Origin of the sequence: Streptosporangium brasiliense, from assembly GCF_030811595.1 — a bacterium.
GTDB lineage: Bacteria > Actinomycetota > Actinomycetes > Streptosporangiales > Streptosporangiaceae > Streptosporangium > Streptosporangium brasiliense.
Genome location: NZ_JAUSRB010000002.1, coordinates 6,886,243 through 6,905,023, shown reverse-complemented (window position 1 = coordinate 6,905,023; position 18,781 = coordinate 6,886,243). Strand labels below are relative to the sequence as shown.

The following is an 18,781-nucleotide window of genomic DNA, read 5'->3' as shown; positions in this document are numbered from 1 at the left end:
CCTGATCTCTCGGAGAGCGCAAACCCTGCCGAGAACTCGCGGGAGGCGGTACAACGCGGAGAGGCTGGGATCCCGGTTGAGCAGGGACGACACCACGAGATCGTTCTCAGCGCTAACGGCTGTCCGCCGGTTCCTCACCCCCGGGTAGGCGCGCAACGCGTCGCGGGCGGCGGTGGTGTGCGGTCTGGCCAGGCCCGCCTTGCCGTGCGCGGACGACACACAGGCCAGCGCCTGGTCGATGGTGGCCGGGGCCAGGCCGCGCCCGGCCAGTTCGGCGACGAAGGAGGCCAGGGTGGCGGCGGTGGCCGGCAGCGGGGTGCGGCCGGTATCCGCGTGCCGAGCTGCTGATGGCCGTCTGCGGCCGGGCGCAGGCCGCCTCCACCCGGATCATCGAGCGCGCCCAGCGGGCCGGCTCCCTGCGCCCGGACTTCACCAGCGAGGACCTTCTGCTCGTCTTCGGCAGCAGCGCTCTGCTCGCTCGCGCAGCCGCCGGCGCCGCGCCCGGCGCGTGGCGCCGGGGCGTCGCCTTCCTGCTCGACGGGCTGCGTACGGAGGCCGTCCGAGGACCGCTTCCCGTCGCGCCTTTGACCACGCAGCAGATGTACGACGTGCTGGGCGGGCTCACGGTGAATCCGTGAACCCCTTGGCCCCCTCGGCGTGAGGTACGCCGGGTGCGTGGGCGGCTTTCGCATCGCCTTCCTCTACGCGCCGGCCGGCACGCCGGTGGCAGCCACGGGCCGGTTGGCCGCCGCGCCCGGCAAGGCCACGAGCGAGCAGACGACGCAGACTATGGCAGCCGCAGAGTCCGTGGCCGACACCCCGGTATTCCGCGGCCACGGATGTCGGTCCTCGGTGGCCGGGGCACACACCGGCGCAAGCCCGCTGCGGCCACCGCGGCCCGACCTGGCGCTCGCGTCCTGTGGGCCGCAGGCTGCGGCGTCAGAAATGCTCAGTCAGAGACTGTCGAGGAAGTCCTGGAGGAGGCGGTTGACGTCGTCCGGGCGTTCCTGCTGAATCCAATGGCCGCAGTCCAGGAGATGGCTTCCCCTCAGATTCGGGAGAGTACGGGGGTAGGCGTCGATGGCGCCGGACAGCCACATGGTGGAGGCGTCCCGCTTGCCACCGACGAACAGGGACGGCTGCTCGATCGGGGCCCCGGCGTAGGAACCCAGGTCCTCCCAGTCACGGTCCATGTTGCGGTACCGGTTGAGCGCTCCGGTCAGGCCCGTCCGCTCGAACTCCGCGGCGTAGAACTCGAGATCCTCCTGCGTCAGCCAGGACGGCAGCGCCCCGGTGGGGAACCGCTCGCGCAGGGTGCCGCCCTCGCGGGTGACGAAATGCGGGTCGGGAGCGTCGGGGCCGGCCATGGTGTCGCCGGACAGAGCGCGGTAGAACCCGGCAAGCCAGCCCCGCACGTCGGGCTCGATCTCGGACTCGGCCCGGTCGGGCTCCTGGAAGTAGGAGACGTAGAACTCCTCCAGCCCGCCCATCTGAGCGAACGCCTCGCTCGGCCGGGGACCGCCCGGCGGCGCGTAGGGCACGCTCAAGATGCCGACCGCACGGAACACCTCCGGTGCCAGCAGCGCGGAGTGCGCCGCGATCGTCGCCCCCCAATCGTGGCCGATGATCACCGCCGACGACTCGCCGAGCGCCCGCACGACCGCGACATTGTCGGCGACCAAATCGAGCATCCGGTAGGCGGCCGGATCCCGCGGCTTGGACGAACGCCCGTATCCCCGCACGTCGAGAGCGACGGCCCGGTAACCCGCCTGCGCCAGCACAGGCATCTGCCGCCGCCAGGAATACCACGACTCGGGGAACCCGTGCACCAGCAGCACCAGCGGCCCGCTGCCCTGCACCGCCAGGTGAATGCGCCCCGCGCCCGCTTCCAAGATCCGATGCTCGACTGTCATCACGCCCCCCTGACCTGCACTTCCTTGATCTGGCTAACCATAGGTCCGCAGTTTCCCAGGGGGCAAGATCCGTTGCCATATCAGCAAACGCGCGTTTCCCGGCCGCGTACGGGTGGTGCCCGGCGCGCATCGGCCCGCGACCGAGGCCAGGAGCCGTGATCAGGGTAAGAGGTCGCGCGGATAGGCGATCGTGTCGGCGAGGTCGAAGAGTGCGTCGATGACGGTGGTGCGCCGCTCGCGGCAGCGGGCGAGCCGGCAGAAGGCGTTCTACCCGGCGTGAGTGCGTTCGACATGCCAACGCTGACTGGCCTGGATGGGCGCCTTCTCCCCCTTGTGTGCGATGCGTTCGTGCAGGCCGCGTCCGTTGAGCAGAGCGCGGGTCTTGTCCGGGTCGTAGCCGGCGTCCAGGTGCACGGTGATGTCGTCGGGCAACGGTCCCAGGTCGTCAAGACGGTCCAGGGTCGGGGTAGGAGTCCAGCGCTATCTGCTTGAGCCGGGCGAACACGCCCAGGCGTATCCACTCGTCGCGACGGCTGCGGATCGTGGTGGCCGAGCAGGTTGTGTCGGCAATCGCCTCGTAAGAGCAGCCGAAACGGAGCAGTTGCAGGAGCTTGTCGAAGATGACCCGGTCACTGATGCGCCGACGGTGGCAGCCGAGCGGATGGCCGGGGGGTAGTCCGGCCGCTCGGGCAGCAAGGCTGCGAATTGGCCCTAGAGCGGTTCTGTCAGCCATGATGGAAGCGCGGGCACAAGTCTCCCCAGTGATCACAGAGCGTCGCAACTCCCTGATCGTCGGCACCCGTGGCTGTCCTGCTGCCGGGCCCCACCATCGAGCCATGGCCTTGACCCCCGGCGTCTCTGTGCGCGATCCGCACCCGACGAGCATGAAGTGCTGGGTGTAGATCGCCGTGACGTGAAGACGGGCGGGCGTGGTTCGTGCGGATCAGTGGGCGCTGCATTCGATGAGCAGTGCATCGGTGAGGACGAGTCGGGGTCAGAGGGCGCTGAGCGGCTCAGCCGTGGAGAGTGACGTGGGGCAGCGGACGGCCGGTGGCGTCGAACAACGCGGCTCCACAATCGCAGCGCTCGTCGGCCAGGGCCTGGTCCGCCGACAATTCCCAGGCCAGTATCTGCGAGCAGTTCGGGCAGTCCAGGCTGACCAGGGTCTCTTCGGGTTCCGAGCCCCAGGCCCGCACCGGGAGGCCCTGGTGCATCAGCCCGGTCGGCTCACGCTCATCGGTCAGCGCGACCAGTACCTCGTAGGTGTCGGTGCCGTTCTCCCACACCATGAGCGTGCAGCGGAGATCTGCCAGCACACCGGACAGGTGATCGAGCTGACGGACCGGCAGATCACCGCGGCGCAGAGTCGGGTCGGTCTCGGCCGCTCGGTAGACGACGTTGGTGTCGAGGTCTGTCGGCTCCGCCCCGAAGGCCCGTACTCGACCAGCCACGAACGCAGCCAGTTGGCCCGGGTAGTCCTCACCGGCCCAGTCCATCGTGAACATCACGCTGTCGACGTGAACCCCCCGGGCCCGTTCGCCGGGGCTCAGGACCAGCTCTTCCAGTTCTGCCACGACGATCACGCTATCAACTGCCGGGCGGCGGACGGTGCCGTTGTCGTGCATGACCAACATCAGCCTCTGCACCTACCTGCGCGACCTCTAAGCACGCCGTAGCGGAGCTCGTCCGCAGGGTGTGCGCCACCGACGACGTGACCGTGGCCGCGCTGGCAAGCGGACCGATCGTGACGACGGCGCTGTTACACGAGGGATCCGTACCCGGCCGTCCTCCACATACAGCAGCGCGTGGATGCCGTCCCACTTCATCTCGACCGCCCGGCGGTGCTGTGCCCGCCTGGGCGATCAGCGGCGGCTGCGGCGTGTTCCTCGGCAGCCTTGCGCTCCAGGTCGGCGGCATCCTCGGCCCGGCCCACCGCACCCACCAACCGGCACATCAGCCTGCGGTTCCCTCAGATCAGGGCAGGTCAGGGGCATATCCGTTGGATTTTCCGCGATTACTGCCGGGACCGGGTCTATGAGACCCAACGGCGAGACCGCCCCCGGCTCAAGGCCGAGCGCGGCCGACAGTCACTCCGCGGACCCGAACGACAACCGGCTCTCGCCGAGTGTCTGCTTGAGCCTGATCAGGTCGAGATCTTTCTGGTCATCCATGATCAACAGGTACCGAGCCGTGCGCTTGCGGTCACCAGGAACAGACTCTTCGTCCGCACTCCTTCGTATCCCTCGATGAACGCGTCGGCCTCCTCGGTCGATCGCGCCTCTTCGTGTTCGACGAGGGAGAATACGATCCCGGCTGCGTCGAGCGCCCCAGTGATGTCACTGCGAGTAATCGTGCATGCCCCGTGATCGCTAGGTAAATTGCCCGACAGGCCGGCCGAACCCCCCGAGTCACTCCCACGGCCATCATGACTGTCTCGACCAGTGCCAGGCTCGCATCACTGTGTACGCCCCGCAGGAAGCCTCGTGTGGCCAGGCGGGTCACCATCCCCGACGGCGCACCTTCGAGGCCGGCGCCCCCACACGTACAGTAACGGCGGTGACAGTGAGGCGGGGCTGGCACCGGTGGGCTCGACACGATCGTCAGGCAGGCCACCTGGAGCTGATGCGGCCCTTCAGGGTCACGGCCGTGGTGGTCGCAAGCGCGAAGCAGAGCGGGGTGTAGAGCAGGAGGTTGAGCCAGTAGAACGGGGTCGCCGGATCGGCGCCCAGGCCGAAGGCCCACACCAGGCCCGCAAGGCCTCGGAGCGAAGCACCTGTCGCCACCGCCGCGGTGACGAGGGTGGCCGCTCGGCCGCCTCGAGTTCGGGCACGGATGAGCACCGCTGTGGCGGCGGTGATGAGCAGCACGATGAGGGGCACCAGCACCCGGGGGATGAAGGGGACCTCCGCGTTCAGCACCGCCAGGGACAGGGTGCGGGTGTCGGAGGCGGGCCAGGTCAGGCCGGTCAGCCAGATCGCGTGGACGGTCGCGTCGGCGAGCAGGATCCCGGCGGCGATGGCGGCGGGGCGTGGGGTTTTCATGTCCTGGAGGAGGACGCGACCCGCTGAGAAGTTCCCTCCATCCGTGTGGGAACCTTTCGCGTTCTGGGTGCCTCTGGAGAGTTATGAGCTGGCCTTTTGCTGAGTTGGATGCCGTGCGGCGGCTGCGGGTGCTGGCGGCCGCCATTCCCGGGGCGCACGTCGCCGAACGATTCATCCCCGCGCCGTTCGCCGAGGTGTGGGCGGTGGCCGGGAATCTGGAGCGCGAGTTCGGGACGTTCGAGCCGGACATGCGGGCCCTGACCCTCGAACCGGGCGGTCTCGGTGGGCGGTTGGTGGCCAGGGCTCGGAGCCGGTACGGCATGCGGGCCAGGTTCGACGTGGACCTGTCGCCCGGATGGTGCTGGATGCAGAGCCGGTTCCTGCTCATCGGCCTCGCGGCGACAGCCGTACCCGGGGGGACTCTGGTGGCGCAGACTGGTGGTGTGCGGGTGCCGGGGCGGGCCGCGCTCGTGCCGTGGGGGGTGCGAGCGGCCGGGGAGAAGGCGCTGGGACGGCTGGCGGCGCGGTTCGGCGAGCAGGTGTCATGAGCAGCGCGCTGGTGATGGCGGCCCAGCGGGGTGACACGATGGCGATGAACGACCTGCTGGCCGAGCTGACCCCCTATCTGGGCCGGGTGTGCGGGCCAATCGCGCTGGACAGCGGGCCCGACGCGGTGCAGGAGGCGTTGATTGCCGTGTTCCGGCACCTGCGGGAGTTGCGGGAGCCCGAGGCGTTGCACGGCTGGGCGCGGGCGATCGCCGTGCGGGAGGCGGTGCGGATCGCCAAGCGCGACGCTCGTTCGCGTCCTGAAGAACTGGGCGAGTTGCCGTCCCGTGAGGATGTGGAGCGGGCGGTGGACGTCCAGGACGTGCTGGAGCGGCTCTCCCCCGAGCATCGGGCGGTGTTGGTGCTCCGCGATCTCGAAGGGGTGCCGGAGGAGGATGCGGCGCGCTCGCTGCGGGTGGCGCCGGGGACGGTGAAGTCCCGGCTGCACCGGGCCCGGGAGAACTTCCGCCGCGCCTGGAGCTCATAACAGAGCGCGCCTCGGGTGACGGAGCGCGCTCCTCTCGGGCGTAAGCCTCTTCAGGCGCGTTCCTCCTTGTCGGCCAGCCAGAAGAACACCGGCGGCAGGACCAGTTCGATCACCGTGAGCACGATCTGAAAGCCGTGCGGCCGGCCGTACACGGCGAGTGAGAGCAGCCGCCCCACCCCGCCCAGCAGGAAGACCGCGGCCAGCCAGCGCACCACCCCCGCCGGGATGGGCCGCCGGCGGGCGGCCCACAGCCAGGCCAGGCCGTAGCCGGTGAAGGCGGCGCCCATGAAGCGCCCCCAGCTGTCGATCGTTGCTCCGGCGTCACCGGCTCCGGGGATCGCCGCGTTGCCGAGCACGACGTGGAGCAGCCCGATCAGCACGCACGACCACCCCATCACGACCGTGAGGATCCGGAGCGTCTTGGCCATGATTTCTCCCGACTCAGTAGACATATGTCTACTACAGTGGTCAGTCTAGTAGACGTGTGTCAACTAGACTGATCCCATGCCTCCTCGCCAGCGACTCACGCCCGACGGGCGTCGCGCCCAGCTCCTTGCCGTCGGCGCCCGGCTCTTCGCCGCGCACCCGTACGCCGACGTGCTGATGGAGGAGGTCGCCGATGAGGCGGGCATCTCGCGGGCCCTGCTCTACCGGCATTTCCCCAGCAAGCAGGCCCTCTTCGCCGCGGTCTACCAGCAGGCGGCCGACCAGCTCCTCGCCGACACGCGGCTCGATCCCGCGCGCTCCCTGCGTGAGCAGCTCCTCCAGGGCATGGACGTCCATCTCGACTACTTCGTGGCCAATCGCAACGCCGTCCTCGCCGCGAACCGGGTCCTCGCAGGCGACCCGGTCATCCAGACGATCATGGCGAACGAGCTGGACGTCCTCAGGGAACGACTGCTGGGCGTCCTTCCACTCGCGGGCGACGACGCGCGCGAGGCGGTCTCCGGGGTGCTGAAGGCGTGGCTGGTCTTCGTTCAGGTGCTGTGCGTCGACTGGCTCACCCGCGAGACGTGCACCCGCGACCAGCTGCGCGACATCTGCGTGGGCGCGGCCCTGGGCGCCCTCGGCCCGCTGCTCTCGCCTCCGTCGGAGTGTCGGTCAGGACGCGAGCTGGGTGTGGCGGTCGGCGACGCCGATCAGCGCGAGGGTGAACCCTGTCAGCGAGGCCTCCATGACGGCCCGAGAGATAGTCGCAGCTCCCCGGAAGCATCACGTACGCACTGTGACGCGTCCACTGACTTCATGACGCCTGGACTGTCATCTGCTGTCGTTTCCACTGACCCCTCGTGAAGCCCAACGCCCCCGCGCTCCTTGATCCCTCCTCCTCTCCTGCCACAGTCGTCTCACAAGATCACAACTGGGTGGACCAAGGCATCTCCGATACGGAGGCAGCGACCAGCGGGGCGGCGTCTGCGACCCCTGCCGCCACTATTTCACCGAAACATGGACGCCTACTACGGCTTCCCCGGCGTCCTGGCCACCCCCTGACCTGACCATCGGTAGGCGAGCCCTCGCAGGACCGGAGGGCGTGTCGGCCGACGAGGGGGAGTACCTGCCCTCCCTGGGGAAACCACAGCGGGACGGGAGAGCCCCCGCCGCCGACTTCAGCACCGACACCGTCCCGCCCGTCTGGACTCGCCGATTTCGCGGGGCATGACGAGGATCCGAACGGAAAGTCCCGTTAGCGGAGCGGCCTCCAGCGGCTTACCGTGACATTCCGTTCGGATGCGCTTCGCGGGTGGATCTCCGCAGGTCAAGACCCGTGCAACGAGGCAAGCGAGGTGTAGACACCCCGGTTCAGAGGGGGAAGCGGGCCACCCCGGGGTTGATACTGGTGGGCTCGCCTATTCAACTGTCATGAGTTGTCGTTCCCATGTGGCTTGATGGTGACGGTCCGTGTTCTCCGGCGGCGTAGCGGCTCCATGCTCCGCTGTTCTCCCTGAGCGCGCCGATCCCCACGGACTTGGCCACCATCTCGCCGCACATCACGCCCGTTGTTCCTGCTCGCTGACGAGCCTGGGCTGGGTTATCATAGGAGGTCGAGCTCGTCCTGGGTGAGGTGGAGTTCGCCGGCGGCCAGGTTCTCCATCAGGTGGGCCGGGTTGCCCGTACCCGGGATGGCCAGGACGTTGGGGCCTTGGTACAGGGTCCAGGCCAGTCGTATCTGCGCGGGTGACACGCCGCGTGCGGCGGCCAGTTCGGTCACCGCGTCGTTCTGTTCGGTGCCTGGCCCCTGTTCACGGCCGGCGCCGGCCATGGCGAAGAAGGGCACGAAGGCGATTTCCCGCTCTCCGCAGGCGCGGACGAATTCCCGTTGTCGTTCGGGGGCGTCGACGCCGAAAGAGTTCTGTACGCACACCACGGGTGCGATGGCCTCGGCTTCGGCGAGTTGCGCGGGGCTGACCTGGGAGGCGCCCAGTTCTCTGACCAGTCCTTCCTGCCGAAGGTCGGCCAGGACGCCGAAGAGGTCTGCGATGGAGTCGCGGGTGTTGGCGGCGCGCAGGTTGACCAGGTCGAGGTGGTCGGTGTCGAGCTGGCGGATGTTCTCTTCGACCTGGCCGCGCAGTTGTTCGGGTGTGGCCCACCACCAGTTTCCCGCTGGGTCGCGGCCGGGGCCGACTTTGGTGGCGATGACCAGATCAATCGGGGTACGGCGCGAGTGCGCGGTTGATGAGCTCGTTGGCGGAGCGGAGCGGGGAGAAGTAGAAGGCGGCGGTGTCGATGTGGTTGACGCCGTGGTCAACGGCCAGGCGGAGGACGTCGAGTGCAGGCTGGCGGGGCCGTACCTGCCCGAGGTCGAAGGCAGCTGTACCGGTGAGGCGCATGGCGCCGAAGCCCATCCGGTTGACGGTCAGTTGGCCGAGCTTCCACGGGTCCCATGGCGGCCCTTGCTCATCAGCCGCCGATGTCATGACGGTTGGGCAGCGGGGTGGGATGGGCGCCCTGCCGCTTCGGCTGTGCGCCGTCCGCGCCCGTCTTCTTGGATCGCAGCTGACCAGAGACCTACTCAGGCCACGGGCGCCGCTACGGCCAGCCTGGAGATCTCGGCGGCGACGACGCCCAGGTCGAGCGGGTACGTACCGCGCTGGAGCAGGGCGCTCAGGCCCATGGTTTCGAGGCTGATCTGTGGACCTTGGAACGGGTCGGCTGCGTGGTCGAGCGCGTGTGCGGGGTGCGGCTGTCGCGGGCGTCGGTGTGGCGTCTGCTCACAGGACGGCTGGACTGGAGCCTGCAGCGCCCCGAGCGCCGGGCCGTGGAGCGTGACGAGGCCGAGATCGCCCGGTGGGTCGACTTCGAGTGGCCACGCATCAAAAGGGGGCCCTGGAAAACCGGGGATGGATCGTGTTCTTTGACGAATCCGGCGTATCGCTGCTGCCGCAGGTGCGCCGCACGTACGCCCCTCGCGGCCGCACGCCCACGTTGCGGCACCGGCTGAACTGGAAACGCGCCTCGACGGCCGCCGCCTTGGGCGACCACGCCGCCGATACCGGGCGCGGTGCGCGTTTGTGCTTCCACCTGCGGCCCGGCAGTTACGACACCGAAGCACTGATCGACGTGCTCACCCAGGTTAAGACGTTCTACCAGGGCGAACGGGTGGTGCTGGTCCGGGACGGGCTGAGCGCGCACCGGAGCCGCGCCATGCGCGCCTGGGCCGCCGGGCAGGACTGGCTCACCCTGGAGCGGCTGCCCGCTTACGCCCCCGAACTCAACCCGGTGGAGATGCTGTGGTCCAGCATCAAAACACGCGAACTGGCCAACCTCGCCGGCGACCACCTCGCTGATGTCGGCGACGCCGCCGAAGGCGGCATCAACCGCATTTTCCAGGACGAACGACTCGCATGGTCGTTCTTAGCCCACACTGGCCTGAAGATCCCCCCAACCCCACACAACTAACGAAAACTCAGTAAGCCATCGTCTGGTCGTCCCGGTCCGCCAGGGCGGTGGTGAGTCGTGCCGCGAGCTTCGCGACTGCGGTGCGGAGTTCGGGTCCGCCTTCGACGCGGAAGGCGAACGGCACGGTCGCCAGCCACTCCTGGGCGTACATGGCCGGGTTGTTGGTGCTGCCGGTGAGCACGCACCCCTCGCCCACCGGTTCCAGGCGCCCCATGGGCGGCCGGATCCACGGCGCCACCTCGGCCGGCGGGGCGTCGAACACCACGCGGGTGGCGAACGACCATCCAGTTCCCAGGTGCTCCTCCAGCGTCGCGACCGGGTCGAGGCCGTCGGGCGGCTCGAAGCCGTAACCAGTCTGCTGGGCGGCCAGGATCCGGTCGACGCGGTAGGTGCGGAGCGCGGCCGCGCGATGGGAGTGGCACAGGAGATACCAGCGTCCGTGGCGAACGACGACCGCCCAGGGGTCCACCTCGGCCTCCCACTCCTGGCCCGCGCCGCTCCGGTAGGTGACCAGCACGCGGCGCCGGATCGCGACGGCGGCGACGAGTGCGCTGATGATCGCGGGATCGGGGCGGGTCGAGCGCCGGTCCGGCGCGGCCGCCGCATGCTCGCGCAGCGCGGCCGCCTGCCGTCCGACGCTCTCGGGCAGTGCCTGGATGACCTTGCCCAGCGCGGTGCCGACAAGGTCGTCGTCGGCCGGCTGTCCATCGAGCACCGCCATGACCAGAACCAGCGCCTCTGCCTGCGTGAAGACGACCGGAGGCAGCCGCGTGCCGCGCTGTAGCCGGTAGCCACCGTGCGGGCCGCGGGCCGAATCGACGGCGATGCCCGCTTCCCGGAGGATGCCGATGTATCGGCGCGCGGCGCGCTCGGTGACCTCCAGCCGCTCGGCGATTTCGGCGGCCGTCGTGCCGGGGCGGGTCTGGAGGATCTCCAGGGCCCGCAGGGCTCGTGCGGTGGGGCTGAGATCGCTCGGCACCCTCGGAGAATACAGGAAGTGAATCGTCCGGAATTGGCTCTACGGTAGGGAACCGCACCTCACGGAAGAAAGCGAACAGATCATGGACATCCTGCTCATCGGCGGCCTCTGGCTCGACGGATCCGCCTGGGACGAGGTCGCCGCCGCCCTCGGGCCGCTCGGCCACCGCCCCGTGCCGATCACACTCCCGGGCCAGGGCGACGGATCCACCTCCGCCACCCTCGACGACCAGGTGGCCGCGGTGCTCGCCGCGTTGGACGCCGCGCAGGACAAGGTCATAGTGGTGGGGCACTCCGCCGCCTGCACGCTGGCCTGGCTGGCCGCCGACGCCCGGCCGGAACGGGTGGCCAAGGTCGTCTTCGTCGGCGGCTTCCCCGCCACCGACGGCGGAATCTACGCCGACTTCTTCCCCATCGACGAGGGCGTCATGCCCTTCCCCGGCTGGGGCCCGTTCGAGGGACCCGACGCCGCCGACCTCGACGAGGAGACCAGGCGGCGCATGGCCGCCGCCTGGGTCCCCGTCCCCGAGGGCGTGGCCAAGGCCGTGGTATCGCTGGCGGACGAGCGCCGATTCGACGTTCCGGTCGTGATCGTGTGCCCCGAGTTCACCCCCGCCCAGGCGCAGGAGTGGATCGACGCCGGTGACGTGCCCGAGCTCGCCAGGGTCAAGCACATCGACTTCGTCGACATCGACTCCGGCCACTGGCCCATGGTCACCCGGCCGACCGACCTCGCCCGGCTGCTCGCCGAGGCCTGACCGCGATGCCGTACACCATCCGGCCCCTGGACGCCTCGACGTGGGACGCGTTCGCGGAGCTGGTCGAGCGCAACAAAGGGATCTTCGGCGGGTGCTGGCGCATCGGCTACCACCCGGAGTGCGGCGAGCGGGGATCAGCCTTCGCGCGGTCAAGCAGGAGCGGGTCCTGACCGACCGCGCCCACGCCGCGCTCGTCCTCGACAAGTACGGCGCCGTACAAGGCTGGTGCCAGTACGGCTGGAATGGAGGGGTGCCGTTACTTACGCGCCCCCGTGCCCGCCGTCCCGCCGTCGTGATCGCCGCTCCGCCGGTGATGCGTGTGCCGCGCCCGGCGGCCTGGTGGATCCTCCCCGTGATCGTGCTGGTCGGCGCGGCCGTGGGCGGCACCTTGTGGTGGCTGCTGGCCGACCCCGCCCTGACCGTCCCGGCCCCGGGGCCCTCCGGGCCGTCCGGGGCCGGCACCGCACGGGGAGAGACCTTGCGCACCGCGCCGGCCGCCGGCGCCGGGGTCGGGGCCGCCGTCACAGGGAGAGGTCGGAGCATGGGAGAGACCAGACGCAGCTTCGATCCGGAGTTTCGGGCCGGTGCGGTGCGCATCGTGCGAGAGACCGGGAAATCGATCGCCTCGGTCGCCAAGGACCTGGGAATGAACGCGGGCACCTTGGCCAACTGGATGCAGATGGACCGCCTGGCCTGCGAGCGCGACGCCGAGGGCGAGCTGACCGGGTCCGAACGCGAGGAGTTGGCCCGGCTGCGCCGGCAGAAGACCGAATGGGCCAAAGAGCGCGCCGAGCTGGAGATGGAGCGTGATGAGGCCCCTATGCTTGTCAAGCCGCGATCGCTGGAGACTGCGCTGGTGACAGGGCCGCTGCGATGATCGGGAAGACCTCGCGGGCGACGTAGCGTTTGAGGCAGCGGATGATCTCCTTCTTCGATTTACCCTCGCCGGTGCGGCGTTCGGCATAGTCGCGGGTGCGCTGGTCGCGGCTCAGACGGGTCAACACGATGGTGTAGAGCGCGCTGTTGCCACGTCGGTCGCCCCCGAGGTTGAGTCGGTGGCGGGTGGTCTTGCCGGAGGATGCCTCGATCGGGTTGACCCCGCACAAAGCGGCGAAGGCAGCCTCGCTGGTCAGCCGGTCAGGGTTGTCGCCCGCGGTGATGAGCAGCGCGGCGGCGGTGTCCGGGCCGATGCCGTGCCGCTCCAGCAGCCGTGGTGCGCAGGCGGTGATGATGGAGCGCATGCGCTGCTGGTGGCAGCGGATCTCCTCGGTGAGCGCCAGAATCCGCCGCGCCAGGATACGCAGCACCTCGGTGGCGACGGTGGTGAGGTCGTCGGCTTGGGCGCTGGGCAACTCGGCGCAGCGGCGAAACAGCGTGGCTGGGCCCAGGCCGGCCAGCGATTCGCGCAGGTGCGGTTCGGTGCGGGCCACGATGGCGCGCAGTTGGTTGATGGCCTGGGTGCGGGCCTTGACCGCGGACTCTTTAGCTAGCTTGACCATGCGCAGCATCTCCACCGCCCCGTCACCGGACTTGGCCACGGCGCTGGCCTGCCCGGACAGGACCGCACGGGCGGCGTTTTCGGCGTCAATGGCGTCGGTCTTGCCGCGTCGGCGGCGCACCGCCCGGTCGGGCCGGTTCACCTCGATCACCTGCACCCGGTGGCGGCGCAGGTAGCGGGTCAGGGCGGTGCCGTGGGAACTGGTGCCTTCCACGCCGGCGCGGTGCAACCGCCCGTGGCTGCGAGCCCAGGCCAGCAGTTCGGCATAGCCGCAGGCGGTGGCCGCAAAAGGGCGGGTGCCGACCAAGACGCCCTGGACTGTGAGAACGGCAGCGACATGAGCCTCGGTATGGGTATCGACGCCGACGATGACCTCTTCGCGTTCATCGTCGGTGGAGTGGGTGGTGACGGGGTGGCGGCCGGGGGCGACGCTCACGTGCTCCTCCTGGAGGTGCGGTCATGACAGAGGCACCGACCGGGTGAGGGAGGTCAGGACTGTGATGGTGCACGGCAAGGCCCCTATGGGGACACACCCCCGCCCGATCGACAGCGCCACCGGCACCAGGGCGACAGGTCATCACGAAGGCAGCATGGCCAGTCTCAAGCTGGGTCAGACCCTGGCACCGGGGGGCACGTCATCCATCCTCACAGTGCTCAAGCGCTCGGTGGTCTTGTGGGTCAAGGAGTCGACGGGCCGGTGAGCGCACGCGGCCTTCATCGCCTCCCAGAAGACCGAGCACGATGTTCCCCACGCGACGGCCTGCCGGATCCTGGGGGTCTCGCAGTCCTGGTTCTACAAATGGCGTGGGCGCGCACCGGGTGTTCGTCAGCAGCGTCGCGCCGGCTTGGATGCGGCGATCGAGGTGAAGTTCACCGCCTCGGGCGGCACCTACGGCAGCCCGCGCATTACCCGGGACCTGCACGAGGAGGGCTGGCGGGTCTCGGCCAACACGGTGGCCGCGCGGATGGCCGAACTCGGCCTGGCCGGTCGGCCGGCTGCCAGACGGCGTTCGCTGACGCGCCAGGGCGCCAGGCCCGCGGCACCGGATCTGGTCGGCCGTCAGTTCACCGCCGTCGCACCGGACGTGTTGTGGTGCGGAGATGTCACCGAGATCGTCACCGACGAGGGCAAGCTGTATCTGGCCACCGTGCAGGACCTGTTCTCCCGCCGGTTGCTCGGCTATGCCATGTCCGCCCATCATGACGCCGCTTTGACGGTCGCCTCCTTGCAGATGGCCGCGGTCACCCGAGGCGGCGACGTCGACGGGGTGATCTTCCACTCCGATCGCGGCGGTGAGTACACCGCTGCCCGGTTCCAGGCTGCCTGCCGCCACTGGGGTGTGGTGCAGTCGATGGGCCGGGCCGGCTGCGCGCTGGACAACGCTCCGGCCGAATCGTTCAACGCCACGCTCAAAGTCGAGCTCGCCCACCGGTATCGCTTCGCCACCCGCGCCGAGGCCCGGCTGAAGATCGCAACCTGGATCGCCGGTTTCTACAACACCCGCCGCCGCCACAGCGCCGCCGACGGGTTACCACCGATCATCTACGAACAGCGGATCGCGGCCGTTAGAGCGGCCACCACGGTGAGACGTCAGCAGCTCATAGCCGCATAGAAAAGTCTCCACGATTTCAGGGGATTGCCACAGCAGATCACGGCCGCCCGAGCGGCCACCACGATGAGATATCAGCAGCTCATCGCTCCATAGAAAGTCTTCACGGTTTCAGGGGATTGCCACCAACAGCCACTATCAACGAAACGTAATGAGACGAGAACACCGCATCAATCCTCGACCGCGAGCTTCTCAGAGGTGTCTTCAATCCTCGACCGTCGCGAATCACCGAAGACGCGAACTCGCGACGGTCTGATTTTCCGGGCCGCCGCGCACCACTTCAACGGCCTGTCGGGAAGCCTGCTGAACCCGACACCCACTCACCGACGATCGGAGTCCCTGGATCGGACTGCAAAGATCAGCCGAGCGTGAACGTCCTGGCGCGGATACGGCGCCGGCTGGGAGGGTGGACCTCATGATGGAGGACTTGCGGGCCGCCGAGCGCCGACTCCAGGCCGCGCAGCTCGCTGGAGATGTCGAGGCGCTGGATCGGCTGCTGGATGATCGGCTGATCTTTACCTTCGGTGCGAACGTTGCGACCAAGGCAGACGACCTGGAGCTGCACCGCACTCGGACGCAAGTGCTGACGAGAGTGGCCGAGGAGGAGTTGACCGTGCTCGCCGATGGGCACACCGGGGTGACGTGGTTTCTCGGCACCGTCGAAGGGACCGTCTCCGGTACGCCGTTCGCGGCCAGGATGCGCTACACCCGTACTTGGCTATACGACGAGACACACGGCTGGCGAATCATCGCCGTGCACGCCAGCACGACCGATTGACATAGCCGACACGTTGTCCGACGACCGGCCAGCCGGATGGTCGCCAGCGAGGTTCGACCGCCCCCCCGGGGGCGGGCCGACGCTGGAAGCCAGGCTATCCCGGCAAGGCCAAGGACTGGATCTTGTTATCCCAGCTCCGGCCCATGCACGAAAGGATCAAAGCCAGAGGGATCAGAGACACCCTCTCGCAGAGAGGCTGTCTCACCGGTCTGGCACATGTGCCAGACCGGTGCCAAGATCGTTGAGACCCTACAAGTACACCTAGAGCCCGGCTCTGCCCATGGGGTTGTCCTTCCAGCGGTCGACGGCGCGGACGTAGCCGTGCACGGTGGGGGAGGTGGGCTTCCACCGGCCCTGTTCGGCGATTTTGCCGGTGGGCACGTTCGCGTCGGCCAGGGTGGTGGCGCCGCCGGCGCGTAGCCCGTGTGCGCTGTAGCGCTCGGCGTCGGCCAGACCGGCGCGGAGCGCGGCGTCCTTGACGATGGTGTTCAGCGTGACGCCCGACAGGCGTAGTCCGCCGCGGCCGGCCCAGCCGGGGGTGCCGCCGATGCGGCCGAAGCGGTCGATGGGCCGCAGCAGCGCCCCGGTGGTGATGCCGTGCTCGCGCAGCACGGCCAGCCAGGTCTGCACCGAGCGGACCGGGCAGGTGGAAAGGTGCGAGCCGTAGGGGATCGCGATGGTCTGTCCGGCGGCGTCCTGGTCGGTTTTGCTCATCGGGATGAACACCTCCAGTCCCTGGCGCGGGAAGGTGAGATGGTCGCAGTCGATGGCGGCGATCTCGCTGCGCCGGCCCATCAGCGCGAAGCCGAGCACCAGCGCGGCCCGGTCCCGGATGCCCGTCGGAGTGCCGTCGGGGGTGTGTTCGACGAGGCTGCGCAGGATGTCGATGGTGATCGGCGGGGCCTTGCGCACCGTGTTGCCCCCTGTGGTGCTCCAGGCGCGGCGGTAGGCGCGCAACGCGTCGCGGGCGGCGGTGGTGTGCGGTCTGGCCAGGCCCGCCTTGCCGTGCGCGGACGACACACAGGCCAGCGCCTGGTCGATAGTGGCCGGGGCCAGGCCGCGCCCGGCCAGTTCGGCGACGAAGGAGGCCAGGGTGGCGGCGGTGGCCGGCAGCGGGGTGCGGCCGGTGGCCGTGCACCAGGACAGGTAGTCGGCCCAGACGCGGGCGTAGGCGCGGGTGGTGTTGGCCGCCGGAGCCGCCGCGATCAGCCGCGCCGCCTCCTCGGTCACCTGCTCGTCGGCCGGGCGTCGATCACCGACGACCGTCACCCCGTCCAGAACCACCGCATCGCCCATCCGTGCCGCACTGTCGGCCGGCGCCCGCCGGGCGAGCGCGGTCCCCGGCGGGCTCGGCTCATCGGGGAAGGCATCCGCCCCGGCTCCGCCGTTGCCGTCAAGGCTCGGCGTGGTGCGGATTGCCACGAAACTGTCAATGCCGGATTGCCACGAAGTGTCAGTGGGCTGGTCAGCGCGTTGTCGGTTCACGAAGCTCATCGCGATAGCGTGCCGCTTCCTATCGGGGCCGGGTGCCAGACGTTCGATTCATCTAAGACTCCCGCGTCTCTCGGAGCTTGCCGCCCATGGTAGAGGTTTGGCAAGGGTCCGTTGCTGTCATTTGTGACGAGATTGCCATCTACTGGCACATGGAACTTACGCTCTGACGTGTAGCTTTGCCACCTGATGTCAGCGAGCCGTGCCACAAATGTGTCAGTAACAGTGCCGGTAAGGCGATCATCGATTCCCTGAGAAGCCGTTGTCTTACCGAATGTAGTTCCTGCGTTTGCGCTGGTCAGGCGTGAAGTCCGGTGCCGTGCGGGAGGGATGACGTGTGATGTCGTCTCGTTCGCTGGAGGTCGTGGTGGCGTCGGTGATGGGGTTGTTGGAGGAGCGCGAGACGGCTGCCCGGGTGCGGGTGGAGGGGTTGCGCGCGGAGGCTGACCGGGTCCTGGCCGCGTTGTGCGAGGCCGAAGTGGTCCTGGAGCGCCGGGTGGTCGTGGTTGAGGAACTGGCCGAGGCTCTGGACGCGCGGGCGCCAGCCGAGTCGGCCGAGCAGGCCGGGGGCGTCGAGCCGGTGCCGGTGGTCGTGAAACCTGCGAAGTCCGGGGCGGTGGTGCCGCACCGGCGTGCAGAGACAGCGGTGGAGGTGCTCGCGCCGGACTACCGGCGGATCGTCGCGCTGGTGGAGGCCGACGGCGCCGCAGCGCAACTGCTGGTGAAGGACCTGGCGTGAGGGCTGGGCCTGGAGCTGGTCCCGGCGAAGTTGGAGGGGGTGCGGTCGAAGGCGAAGCGGCTGGTGGCGCGGGGGTGGCTGGCCGAGGCGGTGCCGGGGGTGTTCACGCCGCGACCAGCGGAGGTCCGGCCGCCGCGCGGCGGGCCAGGCGCCGGGTCATGAGCATGGTCATCGACCACCACACGATCGCTTCGCTGCTGGTGGGGAGGGTTTCGTAGTCGTGGGCCAGACGGCGTGAGCGCATCAGCCAGCCGAACGTGCGCTCCACCACCCAGCGTCGCGGCAGGACGACGAAGCCGCGCATGTCGTCGGTGCGTTTGACCACGGTCAGCGCGATGCCCCACCGCTCGTCGGCCCAGTCGGCCAGGTCGCCGGTGTAGGAGTCGTCGGCCCACAGACGTCGCAGGCGGCGGTGCCTCGCCCGCAGTGCGGGCGGCCTCGCGGGCGGCCTCGCGGGCGGTGACGCCGGCCGCGGTGACCAGCACCTGAAGCAGCGCCCGAGCGTGTCCACGACGATGTGCCGCTTGCGGCCATTGATCTTCTTGCCGCCGTCGTAGCCGCGCGTCGCGGACCGGACCGAGGCGGCGGCCTTGACCGACTGCGCGTCGATGTCGCCCGCGGTCGGCTCCACCGCCCGGCCCTCGGCGATGCGGCACCGTGCGCGCAGCCGGTCGTGGAACTCGCCGGCCAGGCCTTGGTCGCGCCAGCGGCGGAAGAACGCGTAGACGCAGGTCCAGGCCGGGAAATCGGCTGGCATCGCCCGCCGCTTGATCCCGTTGTCGACCAGGAAGCGCACCGCGTCGACCATCTCCCGGTGGCAGTACGCCTCCGGCTGCCCGCCCCGCCCTTCCAACCAGGCGGGCACCGGCAGCGCCGCCCGCACGACCCGCCACTCGGCATCGGTCATGTCCGACGGGTACACGCGTGCCCGGACCGGCCGGCCGTCCGCGTTCCCGTACATGTGCGCGAGGCAGTCACACTCACGGTGGAACGGACTGGACTCGCCCGCCGCGACCGCGTACAACCGCGGCAACAGGGTCTCCTG

Annotated in this window: 21 protein-coding genes and 1 pseudogene; 11 read left to right on the top strand and 11 right to left on the bottom strand. The window is 69.4% G+C overall.

Going from position 1 to position 18,781, the window contains the following annotated elements; translation table 11 throughout:
* Positions 1-347: 347 nt before the first annotated feature.
* Positions 348-638 (top strand): SbtR family transcriptional regulator, encoded by a 291-nt coding sequence (locus J2S55_RS40285; RefSeq protein ID WP_306872137.1) that lies wholly within the window; start codon positions 348-350, stop codon positions 636-638.
* Between the two features lie 315 nt (positions 639-953).
* Here the strand turns inward: J2S55_RS40285 and J2S55_RS40280 are convergent, their stop codons facing one another.
* The 4 genes and pseudogenes from J2S55_RS40280 to J2S55_RS40265 form a co-directional block, all read right to left on the bottom strand.
* Entirely contained in the window at positions 954-1,913 is a 960-nt protein-coding gene (locus J2S55_RS40280; protein WP_306872136.1) for an alpha/beta hydrolase, read from the bottom strand.
* Positions 1,914-2,072: 159 nt separating this feature from the next.
* Positions 2,073-2,609, bottom strand: a pseudogene (locus tag J2S55_RS40275) (transposase family protein).
* Between the two features lie 317 nt (positions 2,610-2,926).
* A complete protein-coding gene (locus tag J2S55_RS40270; RefSeq protein WP_306872133.1) occupies positions 2,927-3,538 on the bottom strand; it encodes a hypothetical protein in 612 nt (203 codons plus the stop codon).
* A 975-nt stretch (positions 3,539-4,513) separates the two neighbouring features.
* Positions 4,514-4,954: a DUF3995 domain-containing protein gene (locus J2S55_RS40265; protein WP_306872130.1), complete on the bottom strand. Its 441-nt coding sequence runs from the start codon at positions 4,952-4,954 to the stop codon at positions 4,514-4,516.
* Positions 4,955-5,037: 83 nt separating this feature from the next.
* Here J2S55_RS40265 and J2S55_RS40260 point away from each other — a divergent pair, with 83 nt between their 5' ends.
* Both J2S55_RS40260 and J2S55_RS40255 read left to right on the top strand, forming a co-directional pair.
* Positions 5,038-5,502, top strand: coding sequence for a hypothetical protein (locus J2S55_RS40260; protein ID WP_306872127.1), 465 nt, complete (start codon positions 5,038-5,040; stop codon positions 5,500-5,502).
* On the top strand, positions 5,499-5,987 hold the full coding sequence (locus J2S55_RS40255) for an RNA polymerase sigma factor (protein WP_306872125.1): 489 nt from the start codon (positions 5,499-5,501) through the stop codon (positions 5,985-5,987). Before J2S55_RS40260 ends, J2S55_RS40255 begins: the two co-directional genes overlap by 4 nt.
* Before the next feature lie 50 nt (positions 5,988-6,037).
* Here the strand turns inward: J2S55_RS40255 and J2S55_RS40250 are convergent, their stop codons facing one another.
* Positions 6,038-6,415, bottom strand: coding sequence for a DUF4345 domain-containing protein (locus J2S55_RS40250; protein ID WP_306872122.1), 378 nt, complete (start codon positions 6,413-6,415; stop codon positions 6,038-6,040).
* A gap of 76 nt (positions 6,416-6,491) precedes the next feature.
* On the opposite strand from J2S55_RS40250, the gene J2S55_RS40245 reads away from it, so the two are divergent.
* A complete protein-coding gene (locus J2S55_RS40245) occupies positions 6,492-7,280 on the top strand; it encodes a TetR/AcrR family transcriptional regulator (RefSeq protein ID WP_306872118.1) in 789 nt (262 codons plus the stop codon).
* A 739-nt stretch (positions 7,281-8,019) separates the two neighbouring features.
* Here J2S55_RS40245 and J2S55_RS40240 read toward each other — a convergent pair.
* Positions 8,020-8,733 carry an aldo/keto reductase gene (locus tag J2S55_RS40240; protein ID WP_306872116.1) on the bottom strand — a complete coding sequence of 238 codons (714 nt, stop codon included), beginning with the start codon at positions 8,731-8,733 and terminating at the stop codon, positions 8,020-8,022.
* Positions 8,630-8,902: an aldo/keto reductase gene (locus J2S55_RS40235; RefSeq protein WP_306872113.1), complete on the bottom strand. Its 273-nt coding sequence runs from the start codon at positions 8,900-8,902 to the stop codon at positions 8,630-8,632. The genes J2S55_RS40240 and J2S55_RS40235 overlap by 104 nt, the downstream gene beginning before the upstream one ends.
* Before the next feature lie 173 nt (positions 8,903-9,075).
* Here J2S55_RS40235 and J2S55_RS48485 point away from each other — a divergent pair, with 173 nt between their 5' ends.
* Both J2S55_RS48485 and J2S55_RS40230 read left to right on the top strand, forming a co-directional pair.
* Positions 9,076-9,426, top strand: a complete 351-nt coding sequence (locus J2S55_RS48485) for a helix-turn-helix domain-containing protein (RefSeq protein ID WP_370879811.1) — start codon at positions 9,076-9,078, stop codon at positions 9,424-9,426.
* Entirely contained in the window at positions 9,333-9,884 is a 552-nt protein-coding gene (locus J2S55_RS40230) for a transposase (protein ID WP_306872110.1), read from the top strand. Before J2S55_RS48485 ends, J2S55_RS40230 begins: the two co-directional genes overlap by 94 nt.
* Before the next feature lie 7 nt (positions 9,885-9,891).
* Here the strand turns inward: J2S55_RS40230 and J2S55_RS40225 are convergent, their stop codons facing one another.
* Positions 9,892-10,863: a helix-turn-helix transcriptional regulator gene (locus J2S55_RS40225; protein WP_306872109.1), complete on the bottom strand. Its 972-nt coding sequence runs from the start codon at positions 10,861-10,863 to the stop codon at positions 9,892-9,894.
* 82 nt (positions 10,864-10,945) lie between these two features.
* Here J2S55_RS40225 and J2S55_RS40220 point away from each other — a divergent pair, with 82 nt between their 5' ends.
* Together J2S55_RS40220 and J2S55_RS40215 are read left to right on the top strand one after the other, a co-directional pair.
* Entirely contained in the window at positions 10,946-11,620 is a 675-nt protein-coding gene (locus tag J2S55_RS40220) for an alpha/beta fold hydrolase (protein ID WP_306872106.1), read from the top strand.
* Between the two features lie 91 nt (positions 11,621-11,711).
* On the top strand, positions 11,712-12,497 hold the full coding sequence (locus J2S55_RS40215; protein ID WP_306872103.1) for a transposase: 786 nt from the start codon (positions 11,712-11,714) through the stop codon (positions 12,495-12,497).
* Here J2S55_RS40215 and J2S55_RS40210 read toward each other — a convergent pair.
* Positions 12,448-13,554, bottom strand: a complete 1,107-nt coding sequence (locus J2S55_RS40210; protein WP_306872100.1) for an IS110 family RNA-guided transposase — start codon at positions 13,552-13,554, stop codon at positions 12,448-12,450. The genes J2S55_RS40215 and J2S55_RS40210 overlap by 50 nt on opposite strands.
* A gap of 280 nt (positions 13,555-13,834) precedes the next feature.
* Between J2S55_RS40210 and J2S55_RS40205 the strand changes: the two genes are divergently transcribed.
* Both J2S55_RS40205 and J2S55_RS40200 read left to right on the top strand, forming a co-directional pair.
* Positions 13,835-14,731 (top strand): IS3 family transposase, encoded by an 897-nt coding sequence (locus tag J2S55_RS40205; protein ID WP_306875791.1) that lies wholly within the window; start codon positions 13,835-13,837, stop codon positions 14,729-14,731.
* Positions 14,732-15,143: 412 nt separating this feature from the next.
* Entirely contained in the window at positions 15,144-15,506 is a 363-nt protein-coding gene (locus tag J2S55_RS40200) for a nuclear transport factor 2 family protein (protein WP_306872098.1), read from the top strand.
* 261 nt (positions 15,507-15,767) lie between these two features.
* Here the strand turns inward: J2S55_RS40200 and J2S55_RS40195 are convergent, their stop codons facing one another.
* Positions 15,768-16,928: a site-specific integrase gene (locus tag J2S55_RS40195; RefSeq protein ID WP_306872095.1), complete on the bottom strand. Its 1,161-nt coding sequence runs from the start codon at positions 16,926-16,928 to the stop codon at positions 15,768-15,770.
* Between the two features lie 409 nt (positions 16,929-17,337).
* Here J2S55_RS40195 and J2S55_RS40190 point away from each other — a divergent pair, with 409 nt between their 5' ends.
* The gene (locus J2S55_RS40190) at positions 17,338-17,736 is read left to right on the top strand and encodes a hypothetical protein (protein ID WP_306872093.1); all 399 of its coding nucleotides are present in this window, start codon (positions 17,338-17,340) and stop codon (positions 17,734-17,736) included.
* A 103-nt stretch (positions 17,737-17,839) separates the two neighbouring features.
* Here J2S55_RS40190 and J2S55_RS40185 read toward each other — a convergent pair whose 3' ends face one another.
* Complete coding sequence (locus J2S55_RS40185) at positions 17,840-18,643, bottom strand: IS5 family transposase (protein WP_306872091.1); 804 nt, start codon at positions 18,641-18,643, stop codon at positions 17,840-17,842.
* Positions 18,644-18,781 lie beyond the last annotated feature (138 nt).